The following is a 25814-nucleotide window of genomic DNA, read 5'->3' on the forward strand; positions in this document are numbered from 1 at the left end:
CACGGGTCTGACTGCTCGTCTGACAGGAGCATCGACGGATGGACGACGCGAGCGTGACGGTTCGCCCTGCCCGCCCGGACGACGTCCCGGCCCTGGTCCGCCTCCGGCTGGCCAACGCCGAGCGGCACGTCGCGCTGGCGCCGGAGATCTACCGGCTCCCGCGCGAGGAGCTGGTGCGCGCGCACTTCGAGGAGCTGCTGGCGGCCGCGCCGGATTCCGCGCCCGAGTCGCCGCGCAGGATTCTGATATTCGTCGCCGAGCTCGCTGAAATCGCTGAGCTCGCCGAAATCGCCAAGCCCGCCGGTCAGGTGGTCGGGATGACCGAGCTGGTCCTGCTGCCCGACCCGCCGGACCATCAGATCCTGATCCCGCGCCGGGCGGCAGAGATCCACACCGTGGTCCTGGACGGGCACCGCGGCAACGGCGTGGGAGCCGCGCTGGTCGCCGCGACCGAGCGGCTGGCCGCCGAGTACGGGATCGAGATCCTCTACGCGGGCATCTTCACGCCTAACGCCGCTGCCACCCGCTTCTACAGCGCCGCCGGTTTCGGCCCGCGCGGCACGCTCCTGAGCAAGACGCTCGCGCCTGGACTCGCGTGACCGTGCGACACGACCGGGACGATGCAATGGCGTGCCGGAACGGGGACGGCGGGCGATGATCGGAGGGTGTCCGCCCCCTCCAGCGACCCTCGGCTCGACGGCAGCGTCGTCGCGATCGACGCGGGTCACCAGGCCGTGTGCTTCTACCGTCACTACCCGCACCCCGTGGCCGAGGTCTGGCTCCAGCTGTCGCGCCCGTCGCTGCTCCGGCACTGGCTCGCCGCGGCCGACCGGCTGGACCCGGCCGAGGGCGGCTCGGTGGTGCTCCGCTGGCTGAACACGGACCCCGAGGGGCGCACCGTCATCGCCACCGGAACGGTCACCGCCTTCGACCCGCCGTCGCTGCTGCAACTCGACCTCGACCCGCACGGCCGGGTCCGCTTCGAGCTCACCGACGAGGGCGGCGGCACGGCGCTCGCCTTCAGCGCGAGCCTGCCCGCGCCCATCGACGAACCGGCGCAGGTCCTCGCGGGCTGGCACCTCCACCTCGACTACCTTGCCCAGGCGCTGGCGGGCGGCGAGGTCGACTGGCAGGCCTGGGACCAGGCCACGGAGTGGGAGCCGCTCCGCGCCGCCTACGCCGAGGCGCTCGGCGCCGGCTAGGCCCGGACGGTCAGGCCCTTAGCCCCGCGTCCCTGCGGAGAGTTCGCGTTCGAGTGGGGTGCGGAAGCGGGGCGTGACCGTGGTCCCGGCCAGGAACGCGCCCATACGGTCGGCCTCCGTGGTGACGGCCGCCTCCGCCTCCCGGCCGACGTCCTCCAGGAGTCGCCAGACGACGGCTCCGTCCGGATCCTGTGCCCAGCCACCGACGACGCGACCGTCCCACCAGACGGTCGGGCCGATGTTGCCCGTCCGGTCGAAGAGCTGTGCGGCATGGTCGGGATCGGTGTACCAGCCCCGCTCGCGCCACCCCATGGCGGTCGGGTCGAGCGCGGGCAGCAGCGCCGCGCGGGGCTCCGGAGCGGGGGTGGGCTTCGCGTCGCCGGGCAGCACCCACCCCTCGACGGACCCGCCGGGCCCGCCGGACGCGTCATGGCCCTCCGTCAGGGCGACCTGCTCCGCGCCGACCCCGGCGAGCGCCTTGCGGACAGCGCCGAGCGTCCAGCCCGTCCACCACTTCAGGTCGTCCTCGGTGCCCGGCCCGTACGCGGCCAGCCAACGGCGGACCAGTTCGGCGCGCGCCTCCTCGACGGGCAGGAGCGGCAGCGGCGTGGCGGGGACCCAGCGGTAGGCGCTCGACGTCCAGCTTCCGCGCGGCCGGTCGCGCCGGATCCGGTTCTCGGCGGCGAGCACCCGCAGCACGCGCGAGGCCACGGTCTGCACCGCCTCGTACGGCTTGCCCACGCCCACCGTCACCCGCTCCTGCAACGCGGGCACGGCCGCGCCCAGTTGCTGGCCGGTCGCGGCCCCGAGCCGCTCCAGCGCCGCCAGCGTCGACTTCTCGGCCCCCGCGAGCCAGGCGGCGTCCCAACCGCCGCCCTCGCGCAGGAACTCCAGCAGCTTCTTCCGCTCCTTGGCGGCGATGTCGCGTGCGGTCGAGGAGTCGACGACGGGCGCGACGTCCACGGGGACGACGAAGAGCGTGCGGCGCATCGACAACAGCCGGACCAGCGTGACGTCGTCGTACAGAGCCTGCTCGACCAGCCCGACGCTGGGCTCCCGCAGCCGTGCGGCGAGCGAGAGGAAGACCGTCGCCGCGTCGGTGGCATGGAGCCCGACGACCGCGTCCGCAGCCTCCAACGGCGTGTCCCACCGGACGAGTTGCCGCGCCTGGATCCGTCGTCGCCGTTCGCCCGTGTCGATCTCAGCGGTCGCCATGGTCAGCACAGTACGGCCCGCCTCTGACAGTCGCCGTCGGCGGCGACCGTGTCGGCGACTGTGTTAGCGTCGAAGAGACGGAGGGATACTCCGTTCCGGACGAGGGCGTCGTACCCGGCAAGGACAAGACGACGCAGCAAGAGCGGTGCACCGAGCACCGCCCCCTACTGCGAGAGGTGTTCTGCCGTGGCCTGGCTGGTGCTCGTCGTCTCCGGCGTCCTCGAGACCGTCTGGGCGGTCGCGATGCAGGCGTCCAAGGGTTTCTCCCGCCCCCTCCCGACCGCCGTCTTCGGCGTCACCGTCGTGTTGAGCATGTGCGGACTCGCCTACGCCCTCCGTTCCGTCCCGCTCGGGACCGGCTACGCGGTCTGGGTGGCCATCGGCACGCTCGGCACCGCGATCTACGGGATGGTGGCGCTCGGCGATCCGGTGACCGTGGCCCGGGTTGCCTTCCTCGCCATGATCATCGGCGGTGTCGTCGGTCTGAAGATGGCCCACTGAGCGACCCGCTGCTCACAGCCGCCGCACAAAATCGCTTGGCCCGAGGCCGCCTCATGTTTGATCATCCACAGGTGATGGACCAGACCGTGCAGCAGTCCCTCGTCCGCGCCGCCGCCCGCAACAACGCCGACTGGTGCGAGGCGATGTGCCGTGCCCACGGCCTGCGCGGTGAGTACCGACTCGACGCCTGGACCAGCCGGGAGCGCACCCCGCGCTACTACCCGGACGCCGTCACCCTCACCGACCGGCTCGACGTCGACGACCTGCTCGCCCGCGTCGACCGCACGGCGCCCGGAGTCTCGGTCAAGGACAGCTTCGCCGCCCTCGACCTGGCCGGACACGGCTTCCAGCCGCTGCTCGACGCGTACTGGATCGCCCGCGAGCCGGAGCTTCCCGCCGCCACCTCGCCGTGGCAGCGGCTGCGCACGGCGGGGGAGTTGGCGGCGTGGGAGATCGCCTGGTGCGGCGAGGTGGCGGACCTCTTCCTGCCTCCGCTGCTGGAGGACCCGTCGGTGCTGGTCATGGCTGCCCCGGACCTTTCCGCCGGGGCCCTGCTCAGCCTCGGCGCGGGCGTCGTCGGCGTCTCGAACCTCTTCGTCGCCGCGGACCTGGGCGAGGCCGGCCGCGAGGCCATGCTGTTCCGCGCCTGGCACGACTGCCTCGCCGCGGCCTCGGTCCACTGCCCTGGCCTGCCCGTCGTCGGCTACGAGCGCGGCGCGGACCTGGCCGCCGCCGAGCGGGTCGGCTTCACCCGACTCGCACCGCTGCGCGTCTGGCAGGAAGGCGGGACCTTCACAGTTATTGATGGTTCGTCAGATTCTGACTAACCTCCGCTGGGAGCTCCACGCAGCGTGCTCGGTGGTGCGCTGCTTCCGCGTTGTGCTGCACTGCTCTGCGAGGAGGATCGGCCATGCCCGAGGTATCCGTCAGCGCCACGATTCCCGCTCCGGCGGACAAGGTCTGGGCGGTGCTCACCGACTTCGAACGCTTCGGCGAGTGGAACACCATCCACGTCGCCTTCCCCAACGGCGGTCCCGCGGAGCTCGCGGTCGGCGCCGTCTACGGCGAGAAGATGACCCTGATGGGCATGCCCGCCGAGGTCAGCTGGACCATCACCGAGGTCGCCGCCGGCAGCTCCCTCACCATGGACGGCAAGGGACCGATGGGCATCAGCCTGCACCAGCACTACGCGCTCGGCGCGGCGGCCGACGGGAACGGCACCAGCGTCACCGTCGACAGCGAGTTCAAGGGCGCGGCCGTCAACATGATGGCCGCCCGGATCAAGGACGCCACCACCAAGGCGCTCAACGAGTCCCTGGAGAAGCTGACCGGCCTCGTCGGCTGAGGCGGCCCGGTCTGTCCGTCAGGACTGCCCAGGGCGGCGAGTGGCTGCGGCCGCTCGCCGCCCTCGTCGCGCGCCACGCCGTGACGCCTCGCGTCGTCCGGGCGTTGTCGTACCCCGGTGCTTTGATGGGTGCTGTCACTCTCCCACTCCGGAGGCACGCATGGCGAAGTTGAGGGCCCACAACATCTCCGTCTCCGCGGACGGCTTCATGGCCGGTCCCGACCAGAGCGTGGACGCCCCCCTCGGGGTCGGCGCCCAGCGGCTGCACACGTGGGTCTTCGAGACCGAACGCGGGCGGCGGATGATCGGTCAGAAGGGCGGCACCGAGGGCGTCGACAACGCCTTCCTGCTGCGCGCCGACGAGAACATCGGCGCGACGGTGATGGGACGCAACATGTTCGGGCCGGTGCGCGGGGGCTGGCCGGACGAGTCGTGGCGCGGCTGGTGGGGCGAGGAGCCGCCGTTCCACCATCCCGTCTTCGTGCTGACGCACCATCCGCGCCCGTCGCTGGAGATGAAGGGCACGGTCTTCCACTTCGTCACCGACGGGCTCGACGCCGCGCTGGACCGGGCCTTCGAGGCCGCCGACGGCGCGGACGTCCGGGTGGGCGGCGGCGCGTCGACGCTCCAACAGTGCATGCGCAACGGGCGGTTGGACCTGCTGCACGTCGCGCTGGTCCCGGTCCTGCTCGGGGGCGGCGAGCGACTCTTCGACAATCTGGGCACCGGTACTGCGGACGGGTACGAGTGCGTGGAGTTCGTCAGCTCGCCCAGCGTCGCGCACCTGCTCTTCGAGCGCACGGGCGCGGAGGACGCGAACTGACCAGTAGCGTGAGCGCATGCGGACAGCACTCATCACCGGCGCGAGCGCCGGAATCGGCGCGGCCTTCGCGCGACGTCTCGCCAAGGACGGCCATGGCCTGGTCCTGGTCGCCCGCGACGCGTCACGGCTGACCTCCCTCGCGGAGGAGCTCGCCAAGGCGCACGGCGTCCCCACCGAGGTCCTCCCGGCGGACCTGGCCACGGACGCGGGCATCAGCGCCGTCGAGGCACGCCTGGCCGACGGAGACCGCCCGGTCGACCTGCTGGTCAACAACGCGGGCTTCGGCTTCAAGAAGGGCTTCCTCGACGTACCGATCGAGGACGAGCTGACCATGCTCAAGGTCCACATCGAGGCCGTGCTCCGGCTGACCCGTGCCGCCGTCCCCGGGATGCGCGACCGCGGCAAGGGGTACGTCGTCAACGTGGCGTCGGTCGCCGCCTTCGTGCCGCGCGGGACGTACGGGGCGAGCAAGTCGTGGGTGGTCCAGTTCACCGCGGGCGCGGACCGCGACCTGGCCGGCACGGGCGTGCGCCTCCAGGCGCTCTGTCCGGGGTTCACCCACACCGAGTTCCACCAGCGCGCGGAGATGGACATGTCCCGTGTGGGCCGGTGGCTCTGGCTCGACGCGGACTACGTGGTCGACCAGTCCCTGCGCGACCTGGCCCGGGGCAAGAGCGTCTGCATCCCGTCCCGCCGCTACCAGGCCGCGGTCGCGCTCTCCCGCAAGGCCCCGCTGGGCGCCCTCGGCGGCTTCTCCAACCGCATGGGCCGCCGCCGCACCGGGCGCTGACGCCCGCAGCCCCGCGCCCCGCCCGCCCCGCCGCGCGACGGGGCGGGCAACGCAGAAGCGGGGGGCACCACACGCCCGGGACCCCCCCCCGGCAGGGGCCGGCGCCCAGCGCAGACGCGCCAGGCACTTCTCCCGGTGAACCCACCGGGAGAAGTGCCTGCCGCAACGCCTGCCGCAACGTTTCTGCTGAGGCGTGGGGCGGTGCGAGCCGGACGGCTCAGACCGCGTCGTCCTCGCGGACCGCGCGGCGCGCGTCCGGGTCGAGGACGCCCCAGCTGATCAGCTGGTCGACCAGCAGCGAGGCCGGCTGGTCGTAGATGACGGCGAGGGTGCGCAGGTCGTCCTGGCGGATCGAGAGGACCTTGCCGTTGTAGTCACCGCGCTGGCTCTGGATGGTGGCCGCGTAGCGCTGCAGCGGGCCGGCCTTCTCCGACGGGACCTGGGCGAGGCGCTCCAGGTCGAGGACCAGGCGCGGCGGCGGCTCGGCCGCGCCACCAGGGGTGCTGCCGGGCAGCAGCTCCTGGACCGGGACGCCGTAGAACTCGGCCAGCTCGGCCAGGCGCTGGACCGTCACCGCACGGTCACCACGCTCGTAGGAGCCGACAACCACGGCCTTCCAGCGGCCCTGGGACTTCTCCTCTACGCCGTGCAGGGAGAGCCCCTGCTGGGTGCGGATCGCGCGCAGCTTGCCGCCAAGCTGTTTCGCGTAGTCGCTGGACAATGTGTCTCCCCGGACTCAGGTGCAAAGACGAGTGCTGTGAAGCGTTGAAGCTGTGAACACGTGCTTCGTCTGGTCTCCACGGCCCGGACGGCGCGAACCCGGCACATCCTCAAGATCTTCGGGCGCTTCGTCGCCTGGCCGTAACTGAGTGTGAGGTTACGCAGAGTGATAAGCGTTCGTCAAGCCGAACGGGGCACCCGTGCGAACCCCCGTTCGGCGCAGCGGGAGACGCAGGTCGGAGGGGGTGCGTGGGAGCGCTCGGTGATCGCCCTGGTAGGGTTGACGACGGTTCCCCACGTGCGTGTCAGCCCCGGCCGACGCCACGGGAGCCCCACCCGTAGACATCCTTTAAGGCCCGTCCCGTGAGGCGGGGAAGGAGGTCGGCTTCGGCATGACCACAGCTGCCCAGCGACAGGTTCTGGACCAGGGCGACATCGCCCGATCCCTGACCCGGATCGCACACGAGATCGTCGAACGCGCCAAGGGCGCCGACGACGTCGTCCTGCTCGGCATTCCCACCCGCGGTGCCCACCTGGCCCGCCGCCTGCACCGCAAGCTCGCCGAGATCACCGGCACCGAGCTCCCGGTCGGCACACTCGACATCACCATGTACCGGGACGACCTGCGGCTCAAGCCCGCACGCGCCCTGGAGCACACCGAGATCCCCGCCGACGGCATCGACGGCAAGCTCGTCGTCCTCGTCGACGACGTGCTCTTCTCCGGTCGCACCATCCGTGCCGCGCTCGACGCGCTGGCCGACCACGGCCGCCCCCGCGCGGTCCAGCTCGCCGTCCTGGTCGACCGCGGCCACCGCGAGCTCCCGATCCGCGCCGACTACGTGGGCAAGAACCTGCCCACCTCGCTGCGCGAGTCCGTGAAAGTGAAGCTGGACGAGACCGACGGGATCGACGCCGTCCTGCTCGGCGAGCTGGAGGGCACTGCCAAGTGAAGCGTCACCTCATCTCCACCGCGGACCTGACCCGCGAGGACGCGCTGTTGATCCTGGACACGGCCGAGCAGATGGCCCAGGTCTCCGCGCGCTCCGTCAAGAAGCTGCCGACGCTGCGCGGCCGGACGGTGGTGAACCTCTTCTTCGAGGACTCCACCCGCACCCGCACCTCCTTCGAGGTCGCCGAGAAGCGCCTCTCCGCGGACGTCATCAACTTCTCCGCCAAGGGCTCCTCGGTCTCCAAGGGCGAGAGCCTGAAGGACACCGCGCTCACCCTGCAGGCCATGGGCGCCGACGCGGTGGTCATCCGCCACGGCGCGTCCGGCGCGCCCAAGCTGCTGGCCGACTCCGACTGGCTGCACGGCAGCGTGGTCAACGCCGGTGACGGCACCCACGAGCACCCCACCCAGGCACTGCTCGACGCCTTCACCATGCGCCGCCACCTCAACCCGGGCGTCGGCCACGACCTGGCCGGCCGCCGCGTGACGATCGTCGGCGATGTGCTGCACAGCCGGGTCGCCCGCTCCAACGTGCGCCTGCTGCACACCCTCGGCGCCGAGGTCACCCTCGTCGCGCCGCCGACGCTGATGCCCTTCGGTGTCGAGACCTGGCCCTGCCAGGTCAGTTACGACCTGGACGCCGCGCTCGGCAAGGCCGACGCGGTGATGATGCTGCGCGTCCAGCGGGAGCGGATGAACGCGGCCTTCTTCCCCACCCAGCGCGAGTACACGCGCCGGTACGGTCTGGACGCCCGCCGCCTGGCGCTGATGCCGGAGCACGCGCTCGTCATGCACCCCGGCCCGATGGTGCGCGGGATGGAGATCGAGTCGACCATCGCCGACTCCGACCGCGCGGTCATCGTGGAGCAGGTCGCCAACGGCGTCAGCGTCCGCATGGCCGTCCTCTACCTGCTGCTCGGCGGCTCCGAGCCAGCCATCACGACTTCGTCTGCGAACACCCCCGAGGAGACCGGCAAGTGAGCACCACGAACTACCTGATCCGCAATGCCCGCATCCTCGGCGGCGACCCGCAGGACATCCGCATCACCGACGGCGTGATCGCCGAGATCGGCGCGAGCCTGGAGGCCAAGGGCGAGCGGGAGATCGCGGCCGACGGCCTGATCGCCCTGCCCGGCCTGGTCGACCTGCACACCCACCTGCGCGAGCCGGGCCGTGAGGACGCCGAGACCGTCCTCACCGGCACCCAGGCCGCCGCCAAGGGCGGCTTCACCGCCGTCCACGCGATGGCCAACACCTTCCCGGTCGCCGACACCGCCGGTGTCGTCGAGCAGGTCTGGCGGCTCGGCCGCGAGTCCGGCTACTGCGACGTGCAGCCGATCGGCGCCGTCACCGTCGGCCTGGAGGGCAAGCAGCTCGCCGAGCTCGGCGCGATGGCCGACTCGGCCGCGCAGGTCCGCGTCTTCTCCGACGACGGCAAGTGCGTGGACGACGCGGTGATCATGCGCCGCGCGCTGGAGTACGTGAAGGCCTTCGGCGGCGTCGTCGCCCAGCACGCGCAGGAGCCGCGGCTGACCCAGGGCGCGCAGATGAACGAGGGCGTCGTCTCCGGCGAGCTGGGCCTGGCCGGCTGGCCGGCCGTCGCCGAGGAGTCGATCATCGCCCGCGACGTGCTGCTCGCCGCGCACGTCGGCTCGCGCCTGCACATCTGCCACCTCTCCACGGCGGGTTCGGTCGAGATCATCCGCTGGGCCAAGTCGAAGGGCTGGGACGTCACCGCCGAGGTGACCCCGCATCACCTGCTGCTGACCGACGAGCTGGTCCGCTCCTACGACGCCGTCTACAAGGTCAACCCGCCGCTGCGCACCGAGGCCGACGTGATGGCCCTGCGCGAGGCGCTGGCCGACGGCACGATCGACATCGTCGCCACCGACCACGCGCCGCACCCCGCCGAGGACAAGGCGTGCGAGTGGGCCGCCGCGGCGATGGGCATGGTCGGCCTGGAGACCGCGCTCTGCGTGGTCCAGTCCGCGATGGTCGACACCGGCCTGATGGGCTGGGCCGAGGTCGCCGAGCGGATGTCCGCCAAGCCCGCCGCGATCAGCGGCATCCCGGGACACGGACGTCCCGTCTCGGTGGGCGAGCCGGCCAACCTGGTGCTCTTCGACGCGGACTACCGTGGCGAGGTGAACCCGGACGCCTTCGCCACCCGCAGCCGCAACACCCCCTTCCGCGGCATGGACCTGCCCGGCCGCGTCGTCGCCACCTTCCTGCGCGGCAACGCCACAGTGCTCGACGGTGAGCTCGTATGAACCTGACAGAACGTGTCGTCCCGTCCTTGCAGATAGCGGAGACCCCGCACTCCGCGCCGGTCACCCACGCGGGCGACCTGGTCGGTTGGGTCATCGGCATCCTGCTGGTCATCGCCCTCGTCTACTGGCTGATGCGCCAGGGCTGGCAGTGGCGCAAGACCGTGCAGTCCGGACTCCCGGACCTCACCGCCATCCCGGCCAGGACGACCGAGACCATCCTGGAGTCCGAGGGCCGGTACGTCGGCACCACCACCGCCGGCAACTGGCTGGACCGGGTCGTCGCCCACCACCTGGGCGACCGCAGCCTGGTCGAGCTCACCCTGAGCGCCGAGGGCCTGAAGGTGGTCCGCCCGGCCTCGCAGGACTTCTTCGTCCCCGTCGACGACCTGCGTGGCGCGCGCCTGGACAAGGGCCTGGCGGGCAAGGTGTTTCCGGAGGGCGGCCTGCTGGTCGTCACCTGGCGGCTGGGCGACAAGGAGCTCGACTCCGGGTTCCGCGCCGACCGGTCCGCGGACCACGAGAACTGGGTCACCGCGATCGAGGTGCTGATCAAGGCACACGAGAAGGTCACCCGCACACACGACTTGAACGAGAACGACGAACACGTGGAAGGCGCATGATGACCGCACCGGCATCCCCCACCACGGCACGACGCGCGGCGCGCGTCCCTGCCGCATACGTCCTCGAGGACGGGCGGATCTTCCGCGGCCAGGCGTACGGCGCCATCGGCGAGACCTTCGGCGAGGCCGTCTTCAACACCGGCATGACGGGCTATCAGGAGACCCTGACCGACCCCTCGTACCACCGCCAGATCGTGGCGATGACCGCCCCGCAGATCGGCAACACCGGTGTCAACGACGAGGACCCGGAGAGCGCCCGCATCTGGGTCGCCGGCTACGTCGTGCGTGACCCCAGCCGGGTCTCCTCCAACTGGCGTGCCAAGCGCTCGCTGGACGAGGAGCTCAAGGCCCAGGGCATCGTCGGTATCAGCGGGATCGACACCCGCGCCCTCACCCGCCACCTGCGTGAGGTGGGCGCGATGCGCGCCGGGATCTTCTCCGGCGAGGCGCTGGCCGACGACGCGACCATGCTGGAGCGTGTCCGCCAGGCCCCGCAGATGGAGGGCGCGGACTTGTGCGGCGAGGTCGCCACCGACGAGGTCTACGTCGTCCCGGCCGTTGGTGAGAAGAAGTTCACCGTGGCCGCCCTGGACCTGGGCATCAAGGGCATGACCCCGCACCGGATGGCCGAGCGCGGCATCGAGGTGCACGTGCTGCCCGCCAACGCCACCGCCGAGGACGTCTACGCGGTCGGTGACAACGGGAACGGGCCGGACGGCGTCTTCTTCTCCAACGGCCCGGGCGACCCGGCCACCGCCGACGGCCAGGTGGCCGTGCTGCGGGAGGTGCTGGGCCGCAAGACGCCGTTCTTCGGCATCTGCTTCGGCAACCAGCTGCTCGGCCGCGCGCTCGGCTTCGGCACCTACAAGCTCAAGTACGGCCACCGCGGCATCAACCAGCCGGTCCAGGACCGCACCACCGGCAAGGTCGAGGTCACCGCGCACAACCACGGCTTCGCCGTGGACGCCCCGCTCGACAAGGTCTCCGAGACGCCCTTCGGCCGCGTCGAGGTCTCCCACGTCTGCCTGAACGACGACGTGGTCGAGGGCCTGCAGTGCTTCGACCAGCCCGCGTTCAGCGTCCAGTACCACCCGGAGGCGGCGGCCGGTCCGCACGACGCCGCCTACCTGTTCGACCGCTTCTTCGCTCTGATGGAGGGCCAGCGTGCCTAAGCGCACCGACATCCAGTCCGTTCTGGTCATCGGTTCCGGCCCGATCGTCATCGGTCAGGCGGCCGAGTTCGACTACTCCGGCACCCAGGCCTGCCGCGTCCTCAAGGCCGAGGGCCTGCGGGTGATCCTGGTCAACTCCAACCCGGCCACGATCATGACCGACCCGGAGATCGCCGACGCGACCTACGTCGAGCCGATCACCCCGGAGATGGTCGAGAAGATCATCGCCAAGGAGCGCCCCGACGCCCTCCTGCCGACCCTGGGCGGCCAGACCGCGCTCAACACCGCGATCTCGCTGCACGAGGCGGGCACGCTGGAGAAGTACGGCGTCGAGCTGATCGGCGCCAACGTTGAGGCGATCAACAAGGGCGAGGACCGCGAGCTGTTCAAGGGCGTCGTCGAGGCCGTCAAGGCCAAGATCGGCCACGGCGAGTCCGCCCGCTCGGTCATCTGCCACTCGATGGAGGACGTCCTGGCGGGCGTCGAGACGCTCGGCGGCTACCCCGTCGTCGTCCGCCCCTCCTTCACCATGGGCGGCGCCGGCTCCGGCTTCGCGCACGACGAGGAGGACCTGCGCCGCATCGCCGGGCAGGGCCTGACGCTCTCGCCGACCACCGAGGTGCTCCTGGAGGAGTCCATCCTCGGTTGGAAGGAGTACGAGCTGGAGCTGATGCGCGACAAGAACGACAACGTCGTGGTCGTCTGCTCCATCGAGAACTTCGACCCGATGGGCGTGCACACCGGTGACTCGATCACCGTCGCCCCGTCGATGACGCTGACCGACCGCGAGTACCAGATCCTGCGCGACATCGGCATCGCCGTCATCCGCGAGGTCGGCGTCGACACCGGCGGCTGCAACATCCAGTTCGCGGTCAACCCCGACGACGGCCGGGTCATCGTCATCGAGATGAACCCGCGCGTCTCGCGCTCCTCGGCGCTGGCGTCCAAGGCGACCGGCTTCCCGATCGCCAAGATCGCGGCCAAGCTCGCCGTCGGCTACACCCTCGACGAGATCCCGAACGACATCACCGAGCAGACCCCGGCCTCCTTCGAGCCGTCGCTCGACTACGTGGTCGTCAAGGTCCCGCGCTTCGCCTTCGAGAAGTTCCCGTCCGCCGACGCCACGCTGACCACGACCATGAAGTCGGTCGGCGAGGCGATGGCACTGGGCCGCAACTTCCCCGAGGCGCTCCAAAAGGCTCTGCGCTCGCTGGAGAAGAAGGGCTCGCAGTTCTTTTTCGGCAAGCACAGTGACTTCGCCACCGACGTCAGTGAGTTGGGCGACAAGGCGGAGCTGCTGGCCAAGGCCGCGATCCCGACCGACGGCCGGATCAACACGGTCATGGACGCGATCCGCGCCGGCGCGACGCCGGAGGAGGTCTTCGAGTCCACGAAGATCGACCCGTGGTTCGTCGACCAGCTCTTCCTGATCCACGAGATCGCCGAGGAGCTGGCCGAGGCCGCCGAGCTCGACCCGGAGCTGCTGCGTCACGCCAAGCGCCACGGCTTCTCCGACCAGCAGATCGGCGAGATCCGCGGCCTGAACGCCGACGTGGTCCGCGAGGTCCGGCACGCGCTGGGGATCCGCCCGGTCTTCAAGACCGTCGACACCTGCGCCGCCGAGTTCGCCGCCAAGACCCCGTACTTCTACTCGTCCTACGACGAGGAGTCCGAGGTCGCGTCGCGCACCAAGCCCGCGGTGATCATCCTGGGCTCCGGCCCGAACCGCATCGGCCAGGGCATCGAGTTCGACTACTCCTGCGTCCACGCCTCCTTCGCGCTCAGCGACGCGGGCTACGAGACCGTGATGGTCAACTGCAACCCGGAGACCGTCTCGACGGACTACGACACCTCCGACCGCCTGTACTTCGAGCCGCTGACGCTCGAGGACGTGCTGGAGATCGTCCACGCCGAGCAGCAGGCCGGTCCGGTCGCGGGCGTCCTGGTCCAGCTGGGCGGGCAGACCCCGCTCGGCCTCGCCCAGGCGCTCAAGGACAACGGCGTCCCGGTCGTCGGCACCTCGCCCGAGGCGATCCACCTCGCCGAGGAGCGCGGCGCGTTCGGCCGGGTGCTGGCCGAGGCCGGTCTGCCCGCGCCCAAGCACGGCACCGCCTTCTCCTTCGACGAGGCCAAGGCCATCGCCGACGAGATCGGCTACCCGGTCCTGGCCCGCCCGTCCTACGTGCTGGGCGGACGCGGCATGGAGATCGTCTACGACGAGGCCTCGCTGGCGGACTACCTCAAGCGCCACGCCGGTCTGATCTCCGATCACCCGGTGCTGATCGACCGGTTCCTCGACGACGCGATCGAGATCGACGTCGACGCCCTCTACGACGGCGAGGAGCTCTACCTCGGCGGCGTGATGGAGCACATCGAGGAGGCCGGTATCCACTCCGGCGACAGCGCCTGCGCGCTGCCGCCGATCACGCTGGGCGGCCACGACATCAAGCGCCTGCGCGCCGCGACCGAGGGCATCGCCCGCGGCGTGGGCGTCCGCGGCCTGATCAACATCCAGTTCGCCATGGCCGGGGACATCCTCTACGTGCTGGAGGCCAACCCGCGCGCGTCCCGGACCGTGCCGTTCACGTCCAAGGCGACGGCGGTGCCGCTGGCGAAGGCCGCCGCGCGGATCTCGCTGGGTGCGTCGGTCGCCGAGCTGCGCGCCGAGGGTCTGCTGCCGAAGGAGGGTGACGGCGGCACGCTGCCGCTGGACGCCCCGGTCGCGGTCAAGGAGGCCGTGATGCCGTGGTCGCGCTTCCGCGACATCCACGGTCGCGGCGTCGACACGGTGCTCGGCCCGGAGATGCGCTCGACCGGTGAGGTCATGGGCATCGACTCCGTCTTCGGCACCGCGTACGCGAAGTCGCAGGCGGGTGCGTACGGCGCGCTGCCGCTGAGCGGTCGGGTCTTCGTCTCGGTGGCCAACCGCGACAAGCGCAACCTGGTCTTCCCGGCGCGCGCCCTGGTCGGCCTCGGCTTCGAGATCCTGGCCACCAGCGGTACGGCGGAGGTGCTGCGCCGCAACGGCATTGACGCGACGGTCGTGCGCAAGCACAGCGAGGGGCAGGGCCCCGAGGGTGAGAAGACGATCGTCCAGATGATCCACGACGGGGAGATCGACCTGATCATCAACACCCCGTTCGGGACGGGCTCCCGGCTGGACGGCTACGAGATCCGCACGGCCGCGGTGTCGCGGTCGGTTCCGTGCCTCACCACCGTCCAGGCGATGGGCGCGGCGGTCCAGGGCATCGACGCTCTGCGGAGCGGGGATGTGGGTGTGCGCAGCCTGCAGGAGCACGCGGCCCAGCTGAACGCTTCTCGATAGTGCAACATCCGCGCGGGGGACTGTGCGGCTCAGCTATGGCTGGCCGCGCCCACGCGGCGTAGCCGCAAGTCCGCACAGCCCCGCGCCCCTGAGGTGCAACCTAAGGCCAGGCTTTCGTGTACAAGCTCTTTTTCAATCTCGTCTTCAAGCGACTGGACCCGGAGAAGGCCCACCACATGGCCTTCTTCTGGATCCGGCTCGCCTCGTCGATCCCCGGGCTCCGCAACCTCGTCGCGGCCGTTCTCGCTCCGCGCGACCCCGCGCTGCGGACCCGGGCGCTGGGGCTGGACCTTCCCGGTCCCTTCGGGCTCGCCGCCGGGTTCGACAAGAACGCCGTCGGGATCGACGGGCTGACCATGCTCGGGTTCGACTACGTCGAGATCGGCACGGTCACCGCGCAGGCGCAGCCGGGGAACCCCACGCCCCGCCTCTTCCGCCTCATCGAGGACCGCGCGCTGATCAACCGGATGGGGTTCAACAACGAGGGCTCCGCCGCCGTCGCGGCGCGGCTCGCCGCGCGGCCGAAGAGCGCGAAGGCCGTCGTCGGCGTCAACATCGGCAAGACCAAGGTCGTGCCGGAGGCCGAGGCCGTCGGCGACTACGTGACCAGCACCGAGCGGCTCGCGCGTCACGCCGACTACTTCGTCGTCAACGTCAGCTCCCCGAACACGCCCGGCCTGCGCAACCTGCAGGCCGTGGACCAGCTGCGGCCGCTGCTCAGCGCCGTGCGGGAGACGCTGGACGCGAACACCGACGCCCACGTCCCGCTGCTGGTGAAGATCGCGCCGGACCTCGCGGACGCCGACGTCGACGCCGTCGCGGACCTCGCGCTCGAACTGAGCCTCGACGGGATCATCGCCACCAACACCACCATCGGCCGCGGCGGTCTGCGGACCGACGCGGCGAAGGTCGAGTCCATCGGCGCGGGCGGCCTCTCCGGCGCGCCGCTCAAGGCCCGTGCCAACGAGGTGCTGACGCGTCTGCACGCGCGCACCGAGGGCCGGATCACGCTGGTGGCCGTCGGCGGCATCGAGACCGCCGAGGACGCCTGGCAGCGGATCCTGGCCGGGGCCAGCCTGGTGCAGGGCTACTCGGCCTTCATCTACGAGGGCCCGTTCTGGTGCCGTCGGATCCACAAGGGCCTCTCGGCCCGACTCGCCGCCAGCCCCTATGCGACGCTGGGGGACGCGGTCGGCGCTGCCGTCCGCAGCTGACCCTGCGTCCCGAGGGTCCTCAGGAAAGGCGAGCAGGCGCGATGGCACACCCGCTGCAACGACAGGCCGAGATTGTCGAACTGTCGCCCGTAGGTGCCTACCACCGGCTGGTGCTGCGGGCCGAGGACATCGCGGAGCGCGTCCTGCCCGGACACGTCGTCGCCGTCGCGGTCGGCGGGCCGGACTCGGCGATGCTGATGCGGCGCGCCTTCTTCGTCCACCGGGCCGACCCGGACGAGCAGACCCTGGAGATCGTCTTCTCCGAGCAGGGCGGCTCCGACCAGGGGCGTGGCACGCGCGAGCTGGCCCAGGCCCGGGTCGGCGGGACGCTGGACATCGTCGCGCCGCTCGGCAACGCGTTCCCCGTCCCGAACGGGCCGGTCTCGGCGCTGCTGGTGGCCGGCGGCCACGGCAGCGTGCCGCTGTTCGGGCTGGCGGACCTGATCCGCGAGCACGGCGGCTCGGTCAGCTTCATCCTGGGCGCGCCCGACGCGGGCCGGCTCTTCGGCGTCGACCGGGCCAAGGAGCTGACCCCGGACGTGCTGGTCACCACCGAGGACGGCTCCTACGGGATACGCGGTCACGTGACGCTCCCGCTGGCCGAGGCGATGAAGGCGATCGACGCCGGAGTCGTCTACGCCTCCGGGCCGACGTCCGTGCTCCGAGCCGTCACCGAGACGGCCACCAAGCTGGACGTGCGCTGCTTCACCGCCGTCGAGGAGACCATGGCCTGCGGCGTCGGCATCTGCGGCGTCGGGACCTGCCTGGCCTGCGTGCTGCCGGTGGTCGGCGACGACGGCGTGAGCCGCTTCGCGCGGGCCTGCGTCGAGGGGCCCTGCTTCGACGGGACGCGGGTCCGCTGGGACGACATCGGGACCGTCCCGCCGGACGTCGAGGGCGCCGCGGCGATGGACCTCGGCGTGACGGGAGCCTACTGAGATGACCGACGCGACCACCTTCGTGGCGCCGCTGGAGGGCGGTTCGGTCGACATGACCGCGCCGTTCGGGGGCGGCGGCACGCTGCCCAACCCGGTGACCACGGCCTCCGGCTGCGCGGGCTACGGCCGCGAGCTCGCCAAGTTCCAGCCGCTCGCCGAGCTCGGCTCGATCACCACCAGGACGGTCACGCCGCAACCCCGCTCCGGCCGCGCCACGCCGCGGATGGCGGAGACGCCCAGTGGCCTTCTGAACGGGATCGGTCTCCCGGGCGTGGGCATCGCGCACTTCGTCGAGAACGAGCTGGCCTGGCTGGCCGAGCGCGGCGCGCGGGTGGTCGTCTCGATCGCGGGGGAGCGGGTCGACCAGTTCGCCGAGTGCGCCCAGTGGTTGAACGACGGCCCGGCCGTGGTCGGTCTGGAGGTCAACCTGGCCTGCCCGGACGCCGACAACCAGGGCCTTGCCTTTGCCCGCAACCCCGCCACCGCCCACGACGTGATCCAGGCCGTACGCGAGGTCGCCGACCCGGCGCTGCCCGTCTACGCCAAGCTGACGCCGGACGTCGCGTCGGTCACCGACATCGCCAAGGCCTGCGTCCGGGCCGGGGCGGACGGACTGTCGATGATCAACACGCCGCTCGGCATGGTGATCGACACCGACACTCTCCGGCCGCGGCTGTCCACGACCGCCGGAGGCCTCTCCGGCCCGGCGATCCGACCGATCGCGGTCCGCTGCGTCTACGAGGTCCACGCGGCGATGCGGGCGGGGGAGATCACCACCGTGCCGATCACGGGCATGGGCGGGATCCGCGCCGGCCTGGACGCCCTGGAGTTCGTGCTGGCGGGGGCCTCGGGCGTGGCCGTCGGCACGGCGATCTTCCACGACCCGGGCGCGCCGCTGCGCGTCCTCGCGGAACTGCGCGAGGCGCTCGCCGCCCGCGGCTTCGCCAAGCTGACCGACGCCGTCGGTCACGCGCACCAGTAGTCCACCGCACCACAGATCACCTAGGGAGAACATCGTGACCGCCCCCTTCGGCGCCCGGCTGCGCCAGGCCATGGACGACCGCGGACAGCTCTGCGTCGGCATCGACCCGCACGCCTCGCTGCTCAGCGCCTGGGGCCTGGGCGACGACATCGCCGGCCTGACGACCTTCTCCCGCACCGTCGTCGAGGCGCTGGCCGACCGCGTCGCGGTGCTGAAGCCGCAGGCGGCCTTCTTCGAGCGGTTCGGCAGCAAGGGCGTCGCCGTGCTGGAGCAGTGCGTCGCCGACGCCCGCGCCGCCGGTGCGCTGGTCGTGATGGACGCCAAGCGGGGCGACATCGGCTCGACCATGGCCGCCTACGCCGAGGCGTTCCTGGACGGGGGCAGCCCGCTCTTCTCGGACGCGCTCACCGTCTCGCCCTACCTGGGCTTCGGCGCCCTGAAGCCCGCCGTGGACCTGGCCCGCAAGAACGGCTGCGGCCTGTTCGCGCTGGCGCTGACCTCCAACCCGGAGGGCGCGTCCGTGCAGCGTGCCGTCGGCGCCGAGGGACGGACCGTCGCGCAGTCGGTCCTGGCCCAGCTCGCGGCCGAGAACGCGGGAGTGCAGCCGCTCGGCTCCTTCGGCGCGGTGGTCGGCGCGACGCTGACCGACGTCGACGAGGCCGACCTGGCCATCAACGGCCCGTTGCTCGCTCCCGGTGTGGGCGCGCAGGGAGCGACCATGGCCGACATCCCGCGCGTCTTCGGGCGGTCGGCGCGCAACGTCGTGCCGAGCGTCTCCCGGGACGTGCTCAAGCACGGCCCGTCGGTCCAGGGGCTGCGCGACGCGGCCCAGCGTTTCGTGGACGAGGTCCGTACGGCCGTCGCCTGAAAGGCTTCTGTCGGTGCGTCGGCTCCCGGATGTTTGTCGGGTGATCACCGCTGGAAAACAAATATTCGGCAGTGGAACAGAGAGAAACAGCGGTAGATCGGCGACGGAGCGTGTGCGTGCGACCACCGAATGGTGGCGAATCGCGTCGCGCGCGCCGCAGGACTCGTGAAGATGTCGTGAATGAGCGGTGAGGGCGCTGAGCTGCGCGTTCGCCGCTCGTTCCGTTTTGTGGCGAAATTTCCGCCCGGTTCGGAGCAGAAGCGGTCCTGAGCAGGACTTTTCTGCTCTTTTCCCTGACGGAAGGCCGCAACAGGGGTAGTGTCCGGCCATAGGTCGTCGAGGAGCCTCCGCACCAAGCGCGGGTCTCGTTGCTCTCGCAGGTCAGAGCCGCTAGGTTCCTCGTCGGTCCTGCACAAGTCCTGTTCCATTCATTCGAAGTACTGAGGTGAACGGCGTGGCACTTCCGCCCCTTACCCCTGAGCAGCGCACGGCTGCGCTCGCCAAGGCAGCTGAGGCTCGCCGGGAGCGCGCCGAGATCAAGAACCGGCTCAAGCACAGCGGCGCCTCCCTGCACGAGGTCATCAAGGCGGGCCAGGAGAACGACGTCATCGGCAAGATGAAGGTCTCCGCCCTGCTCGAGTCGCTCCCCGGAGTCGGCAAGGTCCGGGCCAAGCAGATCATGGAGCGTCTCGGCATCTCCGAGTCGCGTCGCGTCCGCGGCCTGGGTACGAACCAGATCGCGTCGCTGGAGCGTGAGTTCGGCGGCGCCAACGCCTGAGGGCGCTTCCGAGTCACGCCCGTGCGCCGGTCCGTCGGGTCCGAGTGGTTCGAGAACCTCCTCGATTCCTGGATAATCGGTGCATGAGTGAACGTCCGCGGCTGACCGTGCTCTCCGGCCCCTCTGGGGTCGGCAAGAGCACGGTCGTCGCTCATATGCGCAAGGCACACCCGGAGGTCTGGCTCTCCGTCTCCGCCACCACCCGCAAGCCGCGGCCGGGGGAGAAGGACGGCGTCCAGTACCACTTCGTGGACGACGACCAGTTCGACAAGCTGGTCGCCAACGGCGAGCTGCTGGAATGGGCCGTCTTCGCGGGCAACCGTTACGGCACGCCGCGCCAGGAGGTCCTGCGCCGTCTGGGGTCCGGTGAGCCCGTGCTGCTGGAGATCGACCTGCAGGGCGCTCGCCAGGTCCGGGAGTCCATGCCGGAGGCCCAGCTGGTCTTCCTCGCGCCGCCGTCCTGGGACGAGCTGGTCCGCCGGCTGACCGGCCGTGGCACCGAGGCGCCCGAGGTGGTCGAGCAGCGTCTCGCCGCCGCCCGGGTGGAGCTCGCCGCCGAGAGCGAGTTCGACACGACCCTTGTCAACACCTCCGTCGAGGATGTAGCGGCCGAGCTGCTAGCCTTGATGCGCGTAGTCTGATTTTTTTGAGACTCTCCTTTTCTTCAGTTCGGAAGGTTCCCGCGTGTCCTCTTCGATGACAGCGCCCGAAGGCATCATCAACCCGCCGATCGATGAGCTGCTCGAGGCCACCGACTCCAAGTACAGCCTGGTGATCTACGCGGCCAAGCGCGCCCGTCAGATCAACGCCTACTACTCGCAGCTCGGCGAGGGCCTGCTGGAGTACGTCGGCCCGCTCGTCGACACCCACGTGCACGAGAAGCCGCTGTCGATCGCGCTGCGCGAGATCAACGCCGGTATGCTCACCGCCGAGGCCGTCGAGGCGCCGCAGTAGTCGGAGCCTGGCCCTTGGGCAGGCCCAAAGCTCGGAACGCCGCGGAACGTCGGATCACCCCCGATGTTCCGCGGCGTTTTCTGTGCTGTGATGGCGGTTCTGGAAGTCGTTGATCGGAGTGGGTCGGGGTGTCCGGTAAGAACGTGGTCCTCGGGGTCAGCGGTGGGATCGCCGCCTACAAGGCGTGCGAGCTGCTGCGGCGCTTCACCGAGTCGGGGCACTCGGTGCGGGTGGTGCCGACCGCCTCGGCGCTGCACTTCGTCGGCGAGGCGACCTGGTCCGCGCTGTCCGGGCAGCCCGCCTCGACCGAGGTGTGGGAAAGCGTCCACGAGGTCCCGCACGTGCGGATCGGCCAGCACGCCGACCTGCTCGTTGTCGCGCCCGCCACCGCCGACATGCTGGCCAAAGCCGCGCACGGCATCGCCGACGACCTGCTGACCAACACGCTGCTCACGGCACGCTGCCCGGTCGTCTTCGCGCCCGCGATGCACACCGAGATGTGGGAGCACCCCGCCACCCAGGAGAACGTCGCCACCCTGCGCCGGCGTGGCGCGGTGGTGATCGAGCCCGCCGTCGGCCGCCTGACCGGCGTCGACACCGGCAAGGGCCGCTTCCCCGACCCGGAGGCGATCTTCGAGCTCTGCCAGCGGGTGCTGGCCCGTGGCGCGGACGCGGTGCGGCCCGACCTGGCGGACCGTCATGTCGTGGTCTCCGCCGGGGGCACCCGTGAGCCGCTGGACCCGGTCCGGTTCCTCGGCAACATCTCCTCCGGCCGCCAGGGCTACGCGATCGCCGCGGTCGCCGCCGCGCGCGGAGCCAAGGTGACGCTGGTCGCCGCCAACACCGAGCTGGCCGACCCTGCGGGCGTTGACGTCGTCCGCGTCGGCACGGCGCTGGAGCTGCGGCAGGCGGTGCTGACGGCCGCCGCGACGGCCGACGCGGTGGTGATGGCCGCGGCGGTCGCCGACTTCCGCCCGGCCGAGTTCGCCGCCCAGAAGATCAAGAAGGTGGAGGGCGTCGAACCGGCCCCGGTCGCCCTGGTCCGCAACCCGGACGTGCTGGCCGAGATCTCCGCCGAGCGCGCCCGGCCGGGCCAGATCGTGGTCGGCTTCGCCGCCGAGACCAACGACGCGCTCGACCACGGCCGCGCCAAGCTCGCCCGCAAGGGCTGCGACCTGCTGGTGGTCAACGAGGTCGGCGAGGACCGCGCCTTCGGCAGCGCCAACAACGAGGCCGTGGTGCTCGGCGCGGACGGCTCGGAGACGCCGGTCCCTTACGGCCCGAAGGCGGCGCTGGCGGACACGCTGTGGGATCTCGTGGCGGCCCGGTTCGCGTGATCGGCGGCTGATCCGGGCCGGGTCCCGCTCGTCCACCTCGGAGCGGGCCGGTCCTCCGCGGTCGAACCGTCCCTTTGTCGTACGGTTTCGGCATTCGAGTGTCCGCGTGTGATCCAGAAAATGAGATCGGTTGGACCCAAGCCGCGCTCAGTTCGTTACACTCCGGACAGTAGTCTCCAAGTCTTTCCGGACCGCCCGGGCAATTCGGCCCGAGCGGTTTAGTCAGCAGCCGCTGCAACCCAGGGAGCGCTGTGTCTCGCCGCCTGTTCACCTCCGAGTCCGTGACCGAAGGTCACCCGGACAAGATCGCTGACCAGATCAGCGACACCATCCTCGACGCCCTGCTCAAGGACGACCCCACCTCGCGGGTCGCTGTCGAGACGCTGATCACCACCGGCCAGGTCCATGTCGCGGGGGAGGTGACCACCGCGGCTTACGCCCCGATCGCACAGCTGGTGCGCGACAAGATCCTGGAGATCGGTTACGACTCCTCGAAGAAGGGCTTCGACGGAGCCTCCTGCGGTGTCTCCGTCTCCATCGGCGCCCAGTCGCCGGACATCGCCCAGGGTGTCGACACGGCCTACGAGAACCGGGTCGAGGGCGACGAGGACGAGCTCGACAAGCAGGGCGCGGGCGACCAGGGCCTGATGTTCGGTTACGCGTGCGACGACACGCCCGAGCTGATGCCGCTGCCGATCTACCTGGCCCACCGCCTGTCGGCCCGCCTGTCCGAGGTGCGCAAGAACGGGACCATTCCGTACCTGCGTCCGGACGGCAAGACCCAGGTCACCATCGAGTACGACGGTGACAAGGCCGTCCGCCTCGACACCGTGGTCGTCTCCTCGCAGCACGCCTCGGACATCGACCTGGAGTCGCTGCTGACCCCGGACATCCGCGAGTTCGTCGTGGAGCCGGAGCTCAAGGCGCTGGCCGAGCGCGGCATCGCGCTGAACGTCGACGGCTACCGGCTGCTGGTCAACCCGACCGGTCGCTTCGAGATCGGCGGCCCGATGGGCGACGCCGGCCTGACCGGCCGCAAGATCATCATCGACACCTACGGCGGCATGGCCCGTCACGGTGGCGGCGCGTTCTCGGGCAAGGACCCGTCCAAGGTCGACCGCTCCGCCGCGTACGCGATGCGCTGGGTGGCCAAGAACATCGTCGCGGCGGGCCTGGCCACGCGCGCCGAGGTCCAGGTCGCCTACGCGATCGGCAAGGCCGAGCCGGTCGGTCTCTTCGTGGAGACCTTCGGCACCGAGACCGTCCCGGTGCTGAAGATCCAGGAGGCCGTCACCAAGGTCTTCGACCTGCGCCCGGCCGCGATCATCCGCGACCTGGACCTGCTCCGCCCGATCTACTCCCAGACCGCCGCCTACGGCCACTTCGGCCGCGAGCTGCCGGACTTCACCTGGGAGCGCACCGACCGCGTCGACGCGCTGAAGAAGGCCGTGGCCGAGTAAGGCAACGCTTGAACGCAAGGAGAGGGTGCGGGCTGATGCCCCGCACCCTCTCCTTTTGCGTGCTCAGACCCGGGAGAAGGCCCGACCGGCCAGGTCGAGCGCGATGACCCTGCCGTCGGCGTCGCGAGTGAAGCAGCCGCGCTGTCCCTTGAGTCCGCCGCCGGTGACGATGTACTCGTCGCCGTCGCCCGGGAGCAGGCCCATCGACTCCGGCGGGTAGTCCGCGGGCGCCTCGCCGCCGAGCGCGGCGCGGAGTTCCGGCTTGATGGCCGCCGCCAGGGTCATGCCCTGGTCGTCCGCGTCGAGGGTGAGGGTCATCGCGTCGCTGTCGTAGCGGCCCACCAGTTCGGCGGCGCGGGCCGGATCGTGGGGGATCGGCTCGGGGTCGCGGTCGACCAGGCCGAGGTGGTGCTCCAGGGTCCAGCGCAGGATCTCCTGGTTGGCGTTCATGCCGTCCGTCGCGTTCGCCAGCGAGACCACCGCGAAGTCGCGCTCCGGGACGATCAGCAGTTCGGACATCTGCCCGCTGGCCGAGCCGCCGTGCCCGAAGGCCCGCACCCCGCCCACCTCGCGCAGGAACCAGCAGATGCCGAACGCGTCGCCGAGGGAGCTGGCCTTCAGCTCGACGGTCGGCTGCTGCATCCGCCGCAGGCTCTCGGCGGTGAGGATCCGCTCGCCGCTCTCGGTGCGGCCGTCGCCCAGGTGGAAGCGCGACCAGCGGAGCAGGTCGGCCACCGTGGTCAGCAGGCCGCCGCCGGGGTTGTTGTAGCGCGGGCCCTTCCACATCCGGGAGACCGCGACCGCGCCGTCCGCGTCCGGTTCGTGGCCGACGACGAAGCGTCGGGTGATCACGTCGCCGACCAGGTAGAAGCTCTCGGTCATGCCCACCGGCTCCAGGACCAGCTCGGTGACGGCCTGTTCGAAGGTCTGGCCGGTGACGCGCTCGATGACGTGGCCGAGGAGGTTGTAGCCGCCCTGGCTGTAGGAGGCGCGGGTGCCCGGCTCGGCGATCATGGACAGCTCGGCCAGCCGGGCCACGAAGGCGGCCAGCGCGTCGTCGCCCTCGCCGGTGTCGATGACCAGGTTCCAGTCCAGGCCGGAGGTGTGGTTGAGCAGGTGCATCACGGTGATCCGCGCGGTCGCGGCCTCGTCCGCCAGGGCGAGCTCGGGGACGTAGGTGCGGACCGGCGCGTCCAGGTCGACCCGGCCCTGCTCCGCGAGGCGCATCAGCGCGGTGGCCGTGACGCTCTTGGAGATGGACGCGATCTGGAAGAGGGTGTGGCCGTCGACGGTGAGAGGGTTCTCCAGGCTGGTCACGCCGTGGCAGGCGTGGATCTCCAGGCCGTCCGCCCAGACCCCGACGGCGAGGCCCGGAACGCCGAACTTCTCGGCCGTCTCCTCGACGAATGCGGTCAGCTGCTGCTCGCTCATGGTGGTCCGCCCCTTGCGGTCGTGGATGCTGCTTCGTGGGACTTGCACTGTGTTCAAGTAGGACGCTACGCCGCTCTTGAACATTGTGCAAGTGATGCGGGGAGCGCAGCTTGAACATCGTGCAAGTAACATGACCCCATGCCCCGCGACACATTGACCCGCGATCAGATCGTCCAGGCCGCCGTTGAACTGCTCGACGCCGAAGGGCTGGAGGGTCTCAACATGCGCGCCCTCGGCGCGCGCCTCGGTTCGGCCGCGACCGCCGTGTACTGGCACGTCGGCAGCAAGGAGAACCTGATCGCGCTGGCCGGCGACCGGGTCTGGCACGAGATCGCGCTGCCCGACGTCGAGGCCGTCGGCTGGCGCCGGGCGGCGGAGGAGATGGCGAGCGGGCTGCACACCATGCTGGCCCGGCACGGCTGGATGGTGCAGGCCTTCGGCGCGCAGCCGATGTTCGGCCCGGGCAAGGCGCGCCACGACGACCACAACCTGGGCATCTACGAGGCGGCCGGGCTCACCGGCGTCGAGGTCGACCAGGCATCCGCGTCCGTCTTCACCTACGTGCTCGGCAACGCCCTGGGCCTCGCCGCCGCGGCGTCGCTCGCCCGCAGGCTGGCCCAGGCGGGGGACGGCGAGGCGCGGATGGCCGAGGCGATGAAGGACGCGAAGGAGGTCGCGGCCCAGTTCCCGAGGCTGCGCGCCCGTCTCGACACGTCGTCGGCCGACTACGGATCGGGGCCGGACGACGCGTTCGTCTTCGGTCTGCGCGCCCTGCTCGACGGGTTGGAGAGCCGGATTTCGGCAGACGGAGCGTAGTGCGGCGCTGACGGTGCGCAAGCCGAGGGGTGAGCCCCACCACACGCCGTAGGGGGTGTACTACCGCCGATAGGAGACCCTATGGGCTGGTTGCTGCACCGACA

At 71.0% G+C, this 25814-nt stretch carries 26 protein-coding genes and 1 riboswitch; of the genes, 23 read left to right on the plus strand and 3 right to left on the minus strand.

Annotation, left to right across the window (positions count from 1 at the left end):
- Positions 1–38: 38 nt before the first annotated feature.
- Complete coding sequence (locus I2501_RS11740; protein WP_196193857.1) at positions 39–599, plus strand: GNAT family N-acetyltransferase; 561 nt, start codon at positions 39–41, stop codon at positions 597–599.
- Positions 600–665: 66 nt separating this feature from the next.
- The gene (locus I2501_RS11745; RefSeq protein WP_196193858.1) at positions 666–1202 is read left to right on the plus strand and encodes an SRPBCC domain-containing protein; all 537 of its coding nucleotides are present in this window, start codon (positions 666–668) and stop codon (positions 1200–1202) included.
- Positions 1203–1220: 18 nt separating this feature from the next.
- Here the strand turns inward: I2501_RS11745 and I2501_RS11750 are convergent, their stop codons facing one another.
- Positions 1221–2417, minus strand: coding sequence for a winged helix DNA-binding domain-containing protein (locus I2501_RS11750; RefSeq protein ID WP_196193859.1), 1197 nt, complete (start codon positions 2415–2417; stop codon positions 1221–1223).
- Positions 2418–2490: 73 nt separating this feature from the next.
- Positions 2491–2555, plus strand: a riboswitch (guanidine-III (ykkC-III) riboswitch).
- 48 nt (positions 2556–2603) lie between these two features.
- On the opposite strand from I2501_RS11750, the gene I2501_RS11755 reads away from it, so the two are divergent.
- From I2501_RS11755 to I2501_RS11775, 5 genes are all read left to right on the plus strand, one after another.
- A complete protein-coding gene (locus I2501_RS11755) occupies positions 2604–2918 on the plus strand; it encodes a DMT family transporter (protein WP_196193860.1) in 315 nt (104 codons plus the stop codon).
- Positions 2919–2992: 74 nt separating this feature from the next.
- Complete coding sequence (locus tag I2501_RS11760; RefSeq protein WP_196194134.1) at positions 2993–3745, plus strand: hypothetical protein; 753 nt, start codon at positions 2993–2995, stop codon at positions 3743–3745.
- Between the two features lie 83 nt (positions 3746–3828).
- A complete protein-coding gene (locus tag I2501_RS11765) occupies positions 3829–4263 on the plus strand; it encodes a type II toxin-antitoxin system Rv0910 family toxin (RefSeq protein WP_196193861.1) in 435 nt (144 codons plus the stop codon).
- A 160-nt stretch (positions 4264–4423) separates the two neighbouring features.
- Positions 4424–5086 (plus strand): dihydrofolate reductase family protein, encoded by a 663-nt coding sequence (locus tag I2501_RS11770; RefSeq protein WP_196193862.1) that lies wholly within the window; start codon positions 4424–4426, stop codon positions 5084–5086.
- A 16-nt stretch (positions 5087–5102) separates the two neighbouring features.
- A complete protein-coding gene (locus I2501_RS11775) occupies positions 5103–5876 on the plus strand; it encodes an SDR family NAD(P)-dependent oxidoreductase (protein ID WP_196193863.1) in 774 nt (257 codons plus the stop codon).
- 217 nt (positions 5877–6093) lie between these two features.
- Here I2501_RS11775 and bldD read toward each other — a convergent pair whose 3' ends face one another.
- Positions 6094–6597 carry a transcriptional regulator BldD gene (gene bldD / locus I2501_RS11780; RefSeq protein WP_037606436.1) on the minus strand — a complete coding sequence of 168 codons (504 nt, stop codon included), beginning with the start codon at positions 6595–6597 and terminating at the stop codon, positions 6094–6096.
- Positions 6598–6988: 391 nt separating this feature from the next.
- Here bldD and pyrR point away from each other — a divergent pair, with 391 nt between their 5' ends.
- From pyrR to metK, 15 genes are all read left to right on the plus strand, one after another.
- Complete coding sequence (gene pyrR / locus I2501_RS11785) at positions 6989–7546, plus strand: bifunctional pyr operon transcriptional regulator/uracil phosphoribosyltransferase PyrR (protein WP_196193864.1); 558 nt, start codon at positions 6989–6991, stop codon at positions 7544–7546.
- Positions 7543–8526 carry an aspartate carbamoyltransferase catalytic subunit gene (locus I2501_RS11790; RefSeq protein ID WP_196193865.1) on the plus strand — a complete coding sequence of 328 codons (984 nt, stop codon included), beginning with the start codon at positions 7543–7545 and terminating at the stop codon, positions 8524–8526. The genes pyrR and I2501_RS11790 overlap by 4 nt, the downstream gene beginning before the upstream one ends.
- Complete coding sequence (locus tag I2501_RS11795; RefSeq protein WP_196193866.1) at positions 8523–9815, plus strand: dihydroorotase; 1293 nt, start codon at positions 8523–8525, stop codon at positions 9813–9815. Before I2501_RS11790 ends, I2501_RS11795 begins: the two co-directional genes overlap by 4 nt.
- Positions 9812–10435 (plus strand): PH-like domain-containing protein, encoded by a 624-nt coding sequence (locus I2501_RS11800; protein WP_196193867.1) that lies wholly within the window; start codon positions 9812–9814, stop codon positions 10433–10435. Before I2501_RS11795 ends, I2501_RS11800 begins: the two co-directional genes overlap by 4 nt.
- Positions 10435–11607, plus strand: coding sequence for a glutamine-hydrolyzing carbamoyl-phosphate synthase small subunit (carA, locus tag I2501_RS11805; protein ID WP_196194135.1), 1173 nt, complete (start codon positions 10435–10437; stop codon positions 11605–11607). The genes I2501_RS11800 and carA overlap by 1 nt, the downstream gene beginning before the upstream one ends.
- A complete protein-coding gene (gene carB, locus I2501_RS11810) occupies positions 11600–14932 on the plus strand; it encodes a carbamoyl-phosphate synthase large subunit (protein ID WP_196193868.1) in 3333 nt (1110 codons plus the stop codon). The genes carA and carB overlap by 8 nt, the downstream gene beginning before the upstream one ends.
- A gap of 116 nt (positions 14933–15048) precedes the next feature.
- Positions 15049–16146, plus strand: coding sequence for a quinone-dependent dihydroorotate dehydrogenase (locus I2501_RS11815; protein ID WP_196193869.1), 1098 nt, complete (start codon positions 15049–15051; stop codon positions 16144–16146).
- Between the two features lie 41 nt (positions 16147–16187).
- The gene (locus I2501_RS11820) at positions 16188–17084 is read left to right on the plus strand and encodes a dihydroorotate dehydrogenase electron transfer subunit (RefSeq protein WP_196193870.1); all 897 of its coding nucleotides are present in this window, start codon (positions 16188–16190) and stop codon (positions 17082–17084) included.
- Position 17085: 1 nt separating this feature from the next.
- Positions 17086–18066, plus strand: coding sequence for a dihydroorotate dehydrogenase (locus I2501_RS11825; protein WP_196193871.1), 981 nt, complete (start codon positions 17086–17088; stop codon positions 18064–18066).
- A gap of 34 nt (positions 18067–18100) precedes the next feature.
- Positions 18101–18934 (plus strand): orotidine-5'-phosphate decarboxylase, encoded by an 834-nt coding sequence (gene pyrF / locus I2501_RS11830; RefSeq protein ID WP_196193872.1) that lies wholly within the window; start codon positions 18101–18103, stop codon positions 18932–18934.
- A gap of 454 nt (positions 18935–19388) precedes the next feature.
- The gene (mihF, locus tag I2501_RS11835) at positions 19389–19712 is read left to right on the plus strand and encodes an integration host factor, actinobacterial type (RefSeq protein WP_196193873.1); all 324 of its coding nucleotides are present in this window, start codon (positions 19389–19391) and stop codon (positions 19710–19712) included.
- An 83-nt stretch (positions 19713–19795) separates the two neighbouring features.
- A complete protein-coding gene (gene gmk, locus I2501_RS11840; RefSeq protein ID WP_196193874.1) occupies positions 19796–20353 on the plus strand; it encodes a guanylate kinase in 558 nt (185 codons plus the stop codon).
- Between the two features lie 43 nt (positions 20354–20396).
- Entirely contained in the window at positions 20397–20666 is a 270-nt protein-coding gene (rpoZ, locus tag I2501_RS11845; RefSeq protein WP_042382490.1) for a DNA-directed RNA polymerase subunit omega, read from the plus strand.
- Between the two features lie 128 nt (positions 20667–20794).
- Positions 20795–22003 carry a bifunctional phosphopantothenoylcysteine decarboxylase/phosphopantothenate--cysteine ligase CoaBC gene (gene coaBC / locus I2501_RS11850; RefSeq protein ID WP_196193875.1) on the plus strand — a complete coding sequence of 403 codons (1209 nt, stop codon included), beginning with the start codon at positions 20795–20797 and terminating at the stop codon, positions 22001–22003.
- A 251-nt stretch (positions 22004–22254) separates the two neighbouring features.
- A complete protein-coding gene (gene metK, locus I2501_RS11855; RefSeq protein WP_196193876.1) occupies positions 22255–23463 on the plus strand; it encodes a methionine adenosyltransferase in 1209 nt (402 codons plus the stop codon).
- 63 nt (positions 23464–23526) lie between these two features.
- Here metK and I2501_RS11860 read toward each other — a convergent pair whose 3' ends face one another.
- Positions 23527–24894, minus strand: coding sequence for a serine hydrolase domain-containing protein (locus tag I2501_RS11860; protein ID WP_196193877.1), 1368 nt, complete (start codon positions 24892–24894; stop codon positions 23527–23529).
- A gap of 138 nt (positions 24895–25032) precedes the next feature.
- Here I2501_RS11860 and I2501_RS11865 point away from each other — a divergent pair, with 138 nt between their 5' ends.
- Positions 25033–25710 (plus strand): TetR/AcrR family transcriptional regulator, encoded by a 678-nt coding sequence (locus I2501_RS11865; protein WP_196193878.1) that lies wholly within the window; start codon positions 25033–25035, stop codon positions 25708–25710.
- Positions 25711–25814 lie beyond the last annotated feature (104 nt).

It is taken from the genome of Streptacidiphilus fuscans, assembly GCF_015690355.1.
Taxonomy (GTDB): Bacteria; Actinomycetota; Actinomycetes; order Streptomycetales; family Streptomycetaceae; genus Streptacidiphilus; species Streptacidiphilus fuscans.